The sequence below is a fragment of the Deinococcus phoenicis genome (genome assembly GCF_000599865.1).
GTDB classification, from domain to species: Bacteria; Deinococcota; Deinococci; order Deinococcales; family Deinococcaceae; genus Deinococcus; species Deinococcus phoenicis.
Genome location: NZ_JHAC01000014.1, coordinates 14,519 through 27,039 on the forward strand (window position 1 = coordinate 14,519; position 12,521 = coordinate 27,039).

Consider the following 12,521-nt stretch of genomic DNA (forward strand, 5'->3'; position numbering starts at 1 on the left):
CCCTGTGGGGAACGAACCCTCTACCCTGGGGGCATGGCTGTCCCGACTGCCCGCGACGTGGTGCGCCAACTGTTCCCCCCGCCCCGGCTGCCGCTGAGCGAGGGAACGGTGTGGGGTGTGGCGCTGTCCCTGATGGCCGTGGTGCTGCTGCTGGACGTGCTGACTCCCGCCACGCTCGCCGTGGGCACGCTGCTTACCGCCTCGGTGGCCTTCGCGGCGCTGGGAGCCTCGCGGCGGACCGCCTGGCAGCTCACCGGGCTGGCTGTGCTGGCGAACCTGATCGCGGGCGTCTGGAACGGCGTGCGTGACGGCGTGGAGACCCCCGACGCCGCCAACCGCGCGGTGAGCATCCTGGCCGTGCTGCTGGTCGGCTACCTGACCATCCGCGCGCGCGCGGCCTCCGAGCGGGCTGCCGCCCTGGTGGAGGAGGAGCGCCAGCTCCGGCGCGAGCGGGCGCTGCGCGGCCTGGCGGAGGACATGGGCGGGCCTTTGGGCCAGACTGAATTCGTGGAACGGGCTGCCGCCGCCCTGCTGAAGCTGACCGGTGCCCGCCGCGTGGAGATCGGCGCGGTGGACCGGGCGATGCTGCGCGCCCCGCATGCCCTGGCCCGTGCCCCCGGCACCGACTCAGCCATCCCCAGCCGCCTGGACACCCGCGTCCCGCTGGAGTTCCTGGCGCACCCGGTGGGCTCCGGGGACGTGTGGGCCACGGACGGCGGCCAGGTGTTTCTGGCCCGCTTGCGCCGCCCCACCCAGGGGGACCTGCTGGTGATCCTGACCGCACCCCAGACCCCGCCCAGCCTGACGGGCGAGGCCATCCGGGCGCTGCAACCCCTGCTGGAACGCACCACCCTGCTCGACGACCTGCGCGCGAACCGCGAGCAACTCGCCGAGCAGGGCGAGCTGCTGCGCGACCTGGTCTACGCCTTCTCCCACGACCTGCGCACGCCCCTGCTGGCCAACGCCATGAACATGCAAGCGGCGCTGAAAGGCGCGTACGGCCCCCTGCCGGAGGACTACCGGGCCACCCTGGCCAATGGCCTGCAGGCCAACGAGACGCTGCTCGACCTGGCCGATCAGCTCCTGCTCGTCGCCCGCTACGAGAGCGGAGAGGCCGCCGGGGAGGACCGCCACAGGGTGGACCTACGCGGCCTGACCCTGAGTGTGGTGAACGACCTGCGCCCCCACGCCCAGGCCCGGCGGGTCACGCTGGACCTCCATCTGGACGGCGCGCAGGTCCGCGGGGACCGCCACGACCTGCGGCGGGCAGTGCAGAACTTGCTGGACAACGCCATCAAGTTCAGCCCGCCCGGCGGGACGGTGGGGCTCAGCCTGGCGGCGGACGGGGACGAGGCGGTCCTCACGGTGCAGGATGAAGGCTCCGGCGTGCCCCCTGGCCGGGAGGGACGGCTGTTCCAGCGCTTCCGCAGCGGTGGGGCGGGGGGCGGCACCGGCCTGGGCCTGTACCTCACCCGCCGGATTGCCGAGGCGCACGGGGGCAGCGTGCGCTACAGCCGCACCGCGCAGGCCAGGAGCCTCTTCACCCTGGCGCTTCCCCTGGAGACCCGCCATGAGTGATCCCATCCGCATCCTGCTGGTTGAGGACCATGCCTTCACCCGCGACGGCCTGCGGGCGACCCTGAATCTGGAGAGCGACCTGCGCGTTGTGGCCGAGGCCCGCAGCGGCGAGGAGGCCCTGGAGGTGCTGCGGCAGCACCCCGCCGACGTGGCGGTGGTCGACATCGGCCTGCCCGGCATGGACGGCATCCAGACCGCCCGCGAACTCAAGCGGCGCAGGCCGGACATGCGAATCGTGATGCTCACCGCCCACGACCTGCGCGAGGAAGTCTTCGCGTCGCTGGCCTCAGGCGCCGACGCCTACTGCCTGAAAAGCGCGCGGCCCGACCTGCTGCTGCTGGCAGTGCGGGCGGCGGCGGCGGGTAGCGCCTACCTCGACCCCCAGGTGGCCCACCACGTGCTGGGCGGCGTCCGCGCTCCCGAGGCCGGGTCGCCCCTGACCGAACGCGAACTCGACGTGCTGCGGCTGATCGCGGATGGTCTCCCCAACCGGGACATCGCCACCGCGCTCGACGTCAGCGTGAGCACCGTCAAGCTGCACGTGCAGGAGATTCTGGTCAAGTTGCAGGCCGCGGACCGCACCCAGGCTGCCGTCAAGGCGCTGCGGGCCGGGCTGCTCTGAAGGGCGACGGGGCGACTCGCGTGGGCACTCGCGCCTCCCCGTGGTCTCGTTGGCAGTTCGCCTGATGACCATACCCCGAAGATTCCTGACCTACGCTGAGGGATGTCACGCGCAGAACCCAGGGGAGAAGCGGCTGAACTTCGCGGTCAAAGTGGAAAAGCGAACTCCTTACGCGAGGTCGTACGGGAGACGGTCAAGCTCTGGCGCAGGCACCACCTGACCTACGACCAGACCAAGCACGTGGTTGAGGACGTGCGCCGGGAACTCGGACTCGCTGCACCCCGGGAACGCAGGCGCACAGTGGATCGCCTTGACCGGGAGGAGATCGAGCGGCTGATCGAGGCGGCCTACCGCCGGGCGAGCAGGTACGGGTTGATGGTCAAGACGCTGTTCTACACCGGGACGCGAGTGTCCGAGTTCGTGAACCTGCGGGTTGAGGATCTGCACCTGGCCCTGGACCCACCGCAGGTCTACATTGCCCATGCCAAGGGCGGGAGCGATGGCTACGTGCCGATCCTGCCCGCCCTAGCCCAGGAACTGCGAACCCATCTGGCGGGGCGCCGCACGGGCTACCTGTTCGAGAGCAACCGACATGAGCGGTACACAGCGCGTGCCATCCAGCTCATCGTGAAAGACACGGCGCGCCGGGCTAGCATCGAGAAGACGGTGACGCCGCATCGCCTGCGAGCAAGCGTGGCGACGATCCTGCTGGATGCGGGGATGCCGCTGGATCAGGTGCAGAAGTTCCTGCGGCACAAGCGCATCGCCACCACCCAGATTTACGCCCAGACCAGCGCGCGGGGTATGGGCGAGAGCTATGTCCGGGCGCTGGAGGGACGGCGTTAGCCTGAAAAGAGCGGCCACGCCGCTCTTTTCCCCTTAGCGTAGTAGGATTTCTCGATCTTGTCGTAGCCCCATATAGCTCAAGCAGCGTTCAATTCATACTCCTTCAGCGGAATAATCAAGGAGTGGAAAAACGCACCCCAGTACGCATTACTGCCAAGGAGCGGCCACCTAGTTTTGAAGGGTTTACTGTCAAGGTCACTGGCTCTATTGGAGATACAGGCTATTTAAACGCTGAAAGTGTCGAAATACCCGATCTTAACTATAAAATTTCACCTCTCCGATTCTCTATTTGGTCTATAATAATTTTTATTGCAGTATTAGTAATAGTATACTTTCTATGGCAGGCTTTTTCAGGCGGTTGACACCATCCAACCAAGTGGGAGGGGAAACGTATGTCTAGCTATTCCGTCCTTAAACAAGAACTGGTGGAGCGGGGGCGGCTTTCAGGGGTATTCCTCGAAGCAGTGGACGGCCTCGCCTGTCAGAAGCTTTGGCAGGCACCCCCTTCACTTCCAAACTATGAACCTTTGCTGATCGAAGCCAACCTCGAAAGCCTCTGGCATCTTCTAGAACGATGTCTGGCCTATCGTAAAGAGGCCCGCGAGTTGGAGATTCTGGCCGTGAAAGCTGCTGCCGACTACGACCTTTATCTGAAGTTGTCTGAACTCGACCGACAGCAGGAACTCCTTAAATTGCGTGAACCGCAGCACGAGGTTGCTGAGCGGACGCAACGCGCCGCTGCCCGCACATTCGGTACCGATGGACCTCTCCCAAACGGATTTCACACGCTGGCTCAGGGTCAGGCGGAGGAGCTGACTCTAGACCGCACAGCCCTGACGGAAGAACGTCAAACTATTACGGAACGGTTCCGTGAGCAGCGCGCTTACGAGGATGCTTACCAGGCTCGACACAGCGAGTCTGGGAATGCCCATAACTATGCAGAGCGTCGGGACTGGCTCTACCGGTTGCTGTGTGAAGACCTCGCCGAGGCCATTGTTCGTGCTGAGGCTATCCATGCTGGACTTGAGGTGGTGTATGACCAGCAGGCACCCTTGCCCACCCCCGATCCTGTCCTTTATCTGGATGAACTGGTGATATGGGCACGCCGAGTGACCCGATTTGTCGAAGCCGAGGCGCAGCATGAGGCCAGCTTTGATCTGACGGTTCCGCTCACCCAACCCTGGGGGCCGGGTGCCTCAGCGTTGGTGCCCTTTGACGACTTCAAGGCAGCACTCAACAAGGCCCAGCAGAGCAACACCCCCGTCGAATTGACCTTTGACCTCGCTGGGGTGTTGGTCGGGTTTGAGCGGATCAGACTCCGCGCCGTGGGCCTGGCCTTCGGCAATACCGTGAGTATCCTTCCGGGCAGTGGGGTGGACCGTGACGCGACGGCCGATAGCTATTCGCGGCTACGCGCCACCATCTTCACGCCAGCGCAGAAGGCGGCTGGAGGTGGCCCTCGCTACCATCGCCCCCCCATTGTCTTAGGAAATGTCGCTGTTTTTGGGGTTGGCGGTCCTCTGGCCGTCGAGTCTGGGCCGGTCCTTCAGAATGTGGACCCGCGTGGTAAATGGCGGATGCAGTTGGAACCGAGAATAGCCTACAAAGATCAGAGAGCAATAGATGTCTTCACGGGACCAGACAAAGACCGTCCGCTGCTTGATCTCAAACTGCATCTGCGCTTGGCTGTAGCGAACGCAAGCGGGGGGTGGTCATGAGTTCCTGGGACGGCTTTACACGGCTTGTGGAGCCACCAAGGTCACGAACTGCATCTGTGTCCTCAGCTCGGGGCCTCGTAAATGCAACTCCATCTGGTGCTGCTTTTGATCTACACTATCAGTATAGACAGTTCCAAGAAAAAAAGTCTGCAATCGAACATCTTCGCCGTGAGATCACTGTACAGATCATCAAGGAACAGGTACAAGAACAGTTGTCTCCAGGCCAGAGGACGCATCTCATTTTTGAGAACACCAAGGACGGGGGCATCAAACTCAGGGGTATCATGGAGGGAAAACACCCAGTCTTAACGGAGACCGGGACTCGTGTGGAGTCCGTCAGACGACCCAGCCTTAACGAAGTGATGGGCCAGTGTTTGACCAAAGAAGCAAATGGTCAAACTCCAGAGGACCAGAAGAAGTTCGAGGTGCGTGTCTCCGAGAAAGTCTCATCGTATTACAAGCTGAATGAGGGACGAGATTATGAACGTGAACGGGAGGAAGCTGAGCAGGAGATGCAAAAGCTGCTGCAACCTCCCCCTCCCCCGCCTCTCAAGTCGCCTGAGACAACTCAACCCAACCCTCACTTACAGCAGAGATAGAGGTTGAAGCTGTACTGCTCCCGCTTTCCATCTGCGACAGGAACGGGCTACCTCTTTGTCACGCACTGTCCAGCACATCCGGCAAACTCGCGGCAGTGGCCGCCAGCCGGTTCTTGTTAACCCGCGTGTAAATCTGGGTGGTAGCGATACTCGCGTGCCCCAGCACTTCCTTCACGTCCTCAATGCGGCGGCCTGCATCCACCAGAGCCGTGGCATGGGCGTGCCGCAACTTGTGCGGCGTACTCTGCTCGGGCCGCAGTCCCGCCCGCTTACCTATGCGCTGCATCGCGGCCTCGATGGTCCGCACCGGGAACGGTTCTCCAGCGTTCTTCCCCGTCAGATGGCTGAACACATACGAGCTGGTGGCGTGCCCCTGCGTACGGCGCACCCGCAACCACTGATGCAAGGCACGCTGCGCCGTCGGGCTGAGGAACACCTGGCGCTCTTTGTTCCCCTTCCCAATCAGCCGCACACTCACTGGCAGCCGGTCGGCGTCCAGTTCAATGGCCGAGAAGGTCAGGGACAGGGCCTCACTGATCCGACACCCCGTCCCGTAGAGAAAGGCCAGGACCGCCCAATCGCGCAGTCCCTTCGCGTCGTTCGACTGCTCGCGTGCAGCGATGAGCAGCCGAGACACTTCGCCATTCGTGAGGGCTTTGGGCAGCCGGGCCGGGAGCTTGGGGGTCTTGAGTTCGGCTGGCCCGGCCTGCATCTTCAGTCCTTCGACTTCCGAGAGATAGCGCCACAGCTTCTTCCACGCGCTGACCAGGCGGCGGGCGCGGGCCGGGGCGGGCTTGTGGTGCCCCATGTAGGCCCGGAGATCACGGGCGGTAACGGCCTCCCACCCCTCCAGCGCGGGCCGCTCCTGCCCAAGCCATCCGGCGAGCTTCAGGCAGTCATGCCGGTACTGACGGGCCGTCGCGGGACTCAGGCCCTCCTCCTGGGTCAGGTAGCTCTCGAAGGCCGGGATGAGAGAGGGCAGGGTACTCACACCGTCACCTGCTCTTCCTTATCGGCCATCCCAGCCAGCGCCTCGGCGTCCTGTTCCCGCAGCTTGATCCGGCTCAACTTGCCGCGCAGCACTTCCAGGGTGTAGTCGCCTTCCCCGAAGAGGGACCCGTCCAGGTCAGCAGGCAGTTTGAGGCGGACCTCATGGGTGTCGCGGTCATAGGTCACGCTGACCGTCGCCCGCGCGTGGCGCTCCTTGAGGGCTTCGAGCTTCTTCGGCGCGGTGTTCATAAACGTTCCCCGCCGTCGGCCACTGTCTTGAAGGGACACCAGCTCCCCTGCTTCCGGCAGGCTGACCTCGTGCTTGGTGTTCAGATACCCGGCCATGTTCGCCCGCGCCCGGACCTCGCCGTGCGTGAGAATCACCTTGCCCGGCTGGTAGCGGGCAATCATCCCCAGCAGCCCGCCCCGGTCGGCGTGGGCCGAGAGGTAGAAGCGTTCCACCCGTGAGTAGGCAGAGACAGGTTCCAGCCCCCCCTTGCCGTCGGGCAACATCACCTCGCCACCTTGCTGGAGTTCCAGCAGTCGCCGCCCCGGACTCTCGGCGTCCTGGTAGCCCACCACAAAGAGGGCATTTTCCGGGAGCGGCAACCAGGCCCGCGCGTACTGGGGACTGGCCCCGGCGTGCAGCATTCCCGAGGAGGCAATCACGATAGCCGGGCGGTCCGAGGCCAGGATGCCTTCCCGCTCGCGGCGGTCCTTGACCAGGTTCACCGTTCCTGCCAAGAAAGGCCGCTGCCTGCTGACCTTGCTGCGGTTCTGGAGGGCTTCCGGCAGGAGCGGCAACATCTCCTCGTAAGCCTCGGTGATCCCCCGCGTCAGACCGTCCAGGTGGATGGGCACCTGGGGGAGCAGTCCTCCCGCCATCGCGGTCTGGAGAATCTGGGTGATCTCCTGCGCGCGGCCCAGGGCAAAGGAGGGAATCAGCACCCGGCCCCCACCCCGCAGCGTCTCGCCGATGGCGGAGACGAAGGTGCGGACCTGCTCCTTGCGGCTGGGCAGCAGGGTGTCGCCGTAGGTGCTTTCCGACACCACGGCGTCCACTTCAGGCACGGCGTTGGGGTGCGGGAGCCAGGCCGCGTCCACCACCGGCGTCGCCACATTGCTCACGTCGCCGGTATGCAGGACCTGACGGTTCCCGCTGCGGATCAGGACACTCGCGGCCCCCAGCAGGTGCCCACTGGGGAGCAGCTTGAAGGCGAAGCCGTGATCCTTCACCCACTCAAAGTACGGAACGGGGCGCAGGCGTTCCAGCGTGCGTTTCATCTCGCCGGGGGAGAAGAGGGGGAAGCCCTGGGCGGTGCTGACCTTGAGGGTGTCGCCCAGCACCAGGGCCGCGATGCGGGCGGTGGCCTCGGTGCAGTAGATGGGCAGATTCGGGAAACGCCGAATTACCACCGGCAGCGCGCCCACATGGTCCAGGTGCGCGTGGGTGAGGATCATCGCGGTGGGGGGATGTTCGGCCAGCCGTTCCAGGTGTGGCAGGGCCGCCTCACCGACCTGACCGGGCCGCACCCCTGCATCAATCAGTAGATTGCCCTCCTTCAGCAGATACAGGTAGGAACTGGCACCGACCTCATCGGTGCCGCCCAACCCCAGGAAATGCAAGTCGCTCACGGCCTCACCGGCAGCGGCGAGAGGAAGTCCTGATCCTTGACCATCTCAGTTCATCTCCCCGGAGTCGCGCTTCTTCTGGGCGGGCGTTTGCGCCTCCCAGGAATCCAGGTGTAACAGGTCCGCGAGGGGTTCCGCAAAAGGCCACGAGCTGCGGCCCTCCTCCGGCGTCCAGAGGTGCGGCGCGGCTAGGTTGCGAGCCAGATAGTCCGTCTCGGACCACTCGCCCCACTCCTCTGCTTCCAGCACCTTCACTCCGATCTGCCCGCTGTACTCGTCAGGGGTCATCCCCTCGGCGGTGATCTCCAGCACAAGACGGCGTTTGCCGTTCCTGGCAGCCGTGTTCCAAAGTCGGGCCAGTCCCTCCGGGTGCAAGCCGCCGTAGGTGCAGCCCTCGGAAACGGTGCGGCTCCGGCGCACGGCCTCCTCGACCAGGGCCAGGGCTTCCTCAGGGCTGTGACCTGCACCTTCAAGCAGTTTGGCTATGGCAAGGGTGGCCGGGTCAGGCTTGGACATGGGGACGTTCCTCCTGAGAGGGCGAGAGATCAACATGGGGGGAGTCGTCGCGGTTCATGGCATCACCAACGGCAGGGTCGGATAGGCGCTGCGGTAGTGGGTGTCATCGAGCGTGACCAGGGTGGCCCCCAGGGACAGGGCGTGCGCGCCGATCAGGAAGTCAGCCAGGATGCGGCGGGGCTGCCCTCCCCCCGACCTGGCCCTTCGGCGGCCATAGGCGCTGTACGCCCGGCCACACATCTGCCAGATCGCCTCGGTCGTGTTCCAGTCCACGCGCACTTGCCCTCGCTTCAGAAAAAGGTTCAGGTGGCTCTGTGTATCGCCGGGAGCAGCCAGCAGTTCGGCATAGACGCTGCCATGAATGACCAGGGGCCCGGCTGTTCGCAGGGTGTTCAGAGTGCTGGAAATCGCAGGTGCGTTCGGTTCAGCGCCAAGCAGCGCACTGAGCACGTTGGTGTCAATACAGGCGGTCACTCGTCGGCATCCCCATCGCGCATCTCACGCCAGAAGGTCTTGGCGTCCTTGGGCAGGGGGGGCAAGGTGCCTATAAAGGCGTCGAAGGGGTTGTCTTCCTCAGGCGGGACCAGGGTGATGGTGTTGCCCTCGATCTCGAACACCAGACCGTCTCCCTGTTTCAAGCCCAACCGCTCCCGCACCTCGCGGGGCACCGTGACCTGACCCTTGCTGGTCATCTTAGCAATCACGCGCATCCTGGCCTCCTTACAAAATAGTCTAGTGGTAAGGATATCAAAAATCTAGAGCCTGCGTAAAATTGATATTTTACGCAAGTTGGACGAAAGGCCCCGTTACCGGATTGCCCTCGTGCAGATCGGTGGGTTCTTCCGACTGGCAGACCTCGGTTCTCAGTGCAGAACGGGGAAGTTGCGTAAAACTCTAAAAAGTTGCGTAAAACTAGCTAGCTTGGCGAACTGGCGGCGCTCTTGCTGACCAGCCGTTCATTCTGGGGCTTGGTCTTCCAGTCCACCTGATGCACGTCCACCTTCAGCAGTTCAGCCAGCAGGAGGGCACGGGTGATGCTCGGTTCCTTGCGACCATGCAGGTAGTCGCCCATTGAACCCCTGGAAATGCCCAAGCCGTCCGCGAGGGTCTGCACAGTGATTCCCCGCTCCTCCCGCCACTGGGCAAGCGTTTTCTTTTCCTGCGTCTTTGCCATAGAATCACCCCCGCTCGCTTTCTCCCTCTGTCAGGGGCGAGTGGCCCGCCCACAGGGGGCGGGTCTTTTCATGAATCGTACCTCACAGGGGGCGTGGCAGCGTGGTCGTACAGCGGGCGCGTGCGCTCAAGCGCCTGACCCGCAACCCAACCGGGGTAGATCGTGAGGGCCAACTCGACGCCGACCCTGTACCAGGAGCGGCGGGGGTTGCGGCAACCCTTCGGCACAATCAGGAACTCCGCCCCGTCGTTCGGACTGCCGGGGTGGTGGATGGCCTGCACCCGGCCCTGAAGAGTGCGCCGCCCGTTCTCACCGCCGTGAGACTGAATCAACAGGGTGAGGGGTGACCCGAGCGGCACGCGGGCGCGCAGGCTGTCATACACCGGAGTTGGTTTCCAGCGGGCGCGGTTGAAAAACTCGCGCACGTCGTAATGCAGGCCCCGCGCCAGCACCTCGGCGCGGCTGTGTTCGTTGTCGTCGGCCTCGATGTGCTGCACCAGCCTGAACAGGTCCTCCATGATGCGGGCGCGGTACTCGTCGCGTGTCTGGGGATAGGTCATGGCGTCTCGGCCTCCTGGCGCTGGGAAAGGGCAGCCCCCTGGAGAGGCCGCCCGACTTGGCCTCCGGCGTGTCAGGCTGCCTGGAGGAGGCGGCGGGCGATGGCCTGGGCTGCTTGTATGGTTGTCGGAGTGCCGAAACCGGCGACAAAAGCCTCGTGGACGATCTGGGCCAGCAGGCTCTCGACCAACGGATGATCCTCCGAAAGGGCAACCAACCCGGCAACTGCCCGGGAAGTCAGCACCGGCACGCGGCGCTTGCCCTGGGCGAGGGCATGGTGACGTTCGCGCTCACGTCCAACCAACTCCAGAATGGCGCGCGTGACCGTCGCCTCGTCGGGCAGCGAGGGCGCAGGGGAGAGGCTAAACAGCACGGCGGCCCCCGCGCACGGTCAGTGGGTCGTGCGTCTGTTTAGGGCGCTGCACCCCGCACCCCAGCCGGGGGTCGTGTTCGCCCTTACTCTGGCGAGCGCGCAGCGCGTCCATGTAGGCTTGCACGTCACCGCCGTAATACCGCAGAACAGTGACCCAGAACCCGGCCCGTAGGGTGGCCTCCATGTGGACGCTGCCGTGCCGCTGGAAGGTGGTCCTCCCCCCGATGCTCCCGCGCTCCGCTGCCGTTCTAGCCATGCCTGACGCTCCTTTCTCCCTCTGTCTGGGGTAACGAAATTGTACTTCTAAAGCAGTACAAAATCAAGTGTTTTTCTGCGTCATGAAAGGAGAACGGCCCCATTGGGGCCGCTGCTTTTCAGATGATGCCCAACCTCCGGGCCTGCTCGGCCAGATCACGCTCGTACCCCTCAAGCCAATGGGCCGCACAGTCGTCGTGCATCTCCCAGAGCTTCGTGAACGCCTCCCAGGGCTGGTCCGTGATGAAGCCCTCGTGGGGGTGCGGCTTGTTGCCGTCCATCAGGTACATGCGGGCGCGGCTGCCCTCGCGGGGATTGCGGGTGGTGATCTCGTACAGATCGAAGTTCACGCGGCGAATGTTGCCGAAGTCGGCCACAGGCACGGTGGGGCCGCCCTCGACCATGACCTCGAACGCCACCGACTGCATCAGGCGGCGGCGGGCCTGCTCCTCATCACCCTCCAGCGCGAACGTCCCGCCGTTGCTCTGGCAGTTGTAGGTGAGGCTATGCAGCATGTCCAGCAGTTCCCCCGCGCTGTAGGGGGTGGGGTCGGCCTGGGCCTGCCGGTACTCCTGGCGCAGTGCCTCCACCGCCTCCGGCGTCAGGTCGCCGCCCGCGTAGCTGAGCGCGTAGGCGCGGGCGTTCGCCACATGCAACACCTCGAAGGTGCGCGGCTCGACGGGATGCCCAGGTTCCACAAAGAACAGGTCACGGGCGGCCACCTCAAGGGCTTTGATGGCGGAAGCTCCAAAGCAGATCACTGACATTCTTACGCTCCTTTCCCCTCTGTCGGGGGTAAGGACAGTGTACTACTTTAGCAGTACAAAATCAAGGGTTTTCCCTTACTAGAACAATAAAAAGCGCCTTCCTCCCCGGTGTTGCTCGCGGTCCTCTTGGAAGGTTGTGCCGGGCGGGGCAAGCCCCGCCCTCCTGCCCCTGGCCTGCTCGCTGCTGGCTCTCTCAGGCCCACACGCCCACACCGGGGGGCCTCGCCGTCCGGTGTGCCGCCCCTGGCGGCGTCCTGGGCCGCCCACCTGCGCCGCCGCTCTCTCACACCCCTTGCCCCGCTGAAGCTGCTGTCAAGGGTGCGGGCACCGCCCGCCCCCCCCTCGCGGGGGGTTGCCCTTGACGGCGTTCAAGCGCCCCTGACCCTTCAGGCCGCAGGCCGGGGAAAAATGTGTTGGCGCTTTCCCAGACACATTTTTCCCCGGCTGCTGCCCGTCCGGCGAGGACTCTTCTTCTTTCTTCTGGCCGCGCTCGGCTAGGCCGACGAGCCGCCTCTAGGCCGCAGGGCGGGCGCGGCCCTCCCGCCGTCCCGTCAGGAACGCCGGGGACCGGCACAGCGCGGCCTCTGGCCGCTCCTCGTTCCTTCGGCGCATCTGTTCCGCGCTTCAGTCCCGGCCTCTGGCCGGACGTGCCTTGCGGAGCATCGCCCGGCGCTGTTCCGGGCGACAAATGGATCGGTTGCCCCTTCCCACGCCACGCCCTGCACCACCCGCCTTCCAGCGGAGGAAGGGGACTGGAATGCGAAAGGGCCGCGTCCCGCCTGACGTGAGGAAGGCGGGTGTCTCTAGCGGCCCGGTGCTGCGGAGCAGCATTCGCATGGAAGGCCGCGCCAACGGCGCTCCCCTTAAAAGTAAACATGCAAAAAAGTAAAAAA

The 12,521-nt window shown here is 64.7% G+C and carries 16 protein-coding genes; 6 read left to right on the top strand and 10 right to left on the bottom strand.

Features of this window, described 5'->3' with window-relative positions; all coding sequences use genetic code 11:
- Positions 1-33 precede the first annotated feature (33 nt).
- The 6 genes from DEIPH_RS04980 (at position 34) to DEIPH_RS20580 (ending at position 5,363) form a co-directional block, all read left to right on the top strand.
- The gene (locus DEIPH_RS04980) at positions 34-1,578 is read left to right on the top strand and encodes a sensor histidine kinase (RefSeq protein WP_034354832.1); all 1,545 of its coding nucleotides are present in this window, start codon (positions 34-36) and stop codon (positions 1,576-1,578) included.
- On the top strand, positions 1,571-2,200 hold the full coding sequence (locus DEIPH_RS04985; protein WP_034354835.1) for a response regulator: 630 nt from the start codon (positions 1,571-1,573) through the stop codon (positions 2,198-2,200). Before DEIPH_RS04980 ends, DEIPH_RS04985 begins: the two co-directional genes overlap by 8 nt.
- A gap of 300 nt (positions 2,201-2,500) precedes the next feature.
- Complete coding sequence (locus tag DEIPH_RS04990) at positions 2,501-3,046, top strand: tyrosine-type recombinase/integrase (RefSeq protein ID WP_235183176.1); 546 nt, start codon at positions 2,501-2,503, stop codon at positions 3,044-3,046.
- 122 nt (positions 3,047-3,168) lie between these two features.
- Entirely contained in the window at positions 3,169-3,408 is a 240-nt protein-coding gene (locus DEIPH_RS19675) for a hypothetical protein (RefSeq protein ID WP_152544808.1), read from the top strand.
- Between the two features lie 30 nt (positions 3,409-3,438).
- Positions 3,439-4,764 (top strand): hypothetical protein, encoded by a 1,326-nt coding sequence (locus DEIPH_RS19680; protein WP_152544809.1) that lies wholly within the window; start codon positions 3,439-3,441, stop codon positions 4,762-4,764.
- Positions 4,761-5,363, top strand: coding sequence for a hypothetical protein (locus tag DEIPH_RS20580; RefSeq protein WP_152544810.1), 603 nt, complete (start codon positions 4,761-4,763; stop codon positions 5,361-5,363). Before DEIPH_RS19680 ends, DEIPH_RS20580 begins: the two co-directional genes overlap by 4 nt.
- A 58-nt stretch (positions 5,364-5,421) precedes the next feature.
- Here DEIPH_RS20580 and DEIPH_RS05010 read toward each other — a convergent pair whose 3' ends face one another.
- The 10 genes from DEIPH_RS05010 to DEIPH_RS05055 form a co-directional block, all read right to left on the bottom strand.
- Positions 5,422-6,354 carry a tyrosine-type recombinase/integrase gene (locus tag DEIPH_RS05010; RefSeq protein WP_051517166.1) on the bottom strand — a complete coding sequence of 311 codons (933 nt, stop codon included), beginning with the start codon at positions 6,352-6,354 and terminating at the stop codon, positions 5,422-5,424.
- On the bottom strand, positions 6,351-7,988 hold the full coding sequence (locus DEIPH_RS05015) for an MBL fold metallo-hydrolase (RefSeq protein ID WP_051517167.1): 1,638 nt from the start codon (positions 7,986-7,988) through the stop codon (positions 6,351-6,353). Before DEIPH_RS05015 ends, DEIPH_RS05010 begins: the two co-directional genes overlap by 4 nt.
- A 45-nt stretch (positions 7,989-8,033) precedes the next feature.
- Positions 8,034-8,501 carry a hypothetical protein gene (locus DEIPH_RS05020; protein WP_034354849.1) on the bottom strand — a complete coding sequence of 156 codons (468 nt, stop codon included), beginning with the start codon at positions 8,499-8,501 and terminating at the stop codon, positions 8,034-8,036.
- Between the two features lie 54 nt (positions 8,502-8,555).
- A complete protein-coding gene (locus tag DEIPH_RS05025) occupies positions 8,556-8,975 on the bottom strand; it encodes a type II toxin-antitoxin system VapC family toxin (RefSeq protein WP_051517168.1) in 420 nt (139 codons plus the stop codon).
- A complete protein-coding gene (gene mazE / locus DEIPH_RS05030; RefSeq protein ID WP_034354852.1) occupies positions 8,972-9,211 on the bottom strand; it encodes a type II toxin-antitoxin system MazE family antitoxin in 240 nt (79 codons plus the stop codon). Before mazE ends, DEIPH_RS05025 begins: the two co-directional genes overlap by 4 nt.
- 206 nt (positions 9,212-9,417) lie before the next feature.
- Positions 9,418-9,675: a helix-turn-helix transcriptional regulator gene (locus DEIPH_RS05035; protein WP_034354855.1), complete on the bottom strand. Its 258-nt coding sequence runs from the start codon at positions 9,673-9,675 to the stop codon at positions 9,418-9,420.
- A gap of 68 nt (positions 9,676-9,743) precedes the next feature.
- Positions 9,744-10,235 carry a hypothetical protein gene (locus tag DEIPH_RS05040; RefSeq protein WP_034354857.1) on the bottom strand — a complete coding sequence of 164 codons (492 nt, stop codon included), beginning with the start codon at positions 10,233-10,235 and terminating at the stop codon, positions 9,744-9,746.
- 71 nt (positions 10,236-10,306) lie between these two features.
- Positions 10,307-10,606 (bottom strand): hypothetical protein, encoded by a 300-nt coding sequence (locus tag DEIPH_RS05045; protein ID WP_034354860.1) that lies wholly within the window; start codon positions 10,604-10,606, stop codon positions 10,307-10,309.
- Positions 10,596-10,862, bottom strand: coding sequence for a hypothetical protein (locus DEIPH_RS05050; RefSeq protein ID WP_034354863.1), 267 nt, complete (start codon positions 10,860-10,862; stop codon positions 10,596-10,598). Before DEIPH_RS05050 ends, DEIPH_RS05045 begins: the two co-directional genes overlap by 11 nt.
- A 118-nt stretch (positions 10,863-10,980) precedes the next feature.
- Positions 10,981-11,628 carry a hypothetical protein gene (locus DEIPH_RS05055; protein WP_034354867.1) on the bottom strand — a complete coding sequence of 216 codons (648 nt, stop codon included), beginning with the start codon at positions 11,626-11,628 and terminating at the stop codon, positions 10,981-10,983.
- Between the last annotated feature and the right edge of the window lie 893 nt (positions 11,629-12,521).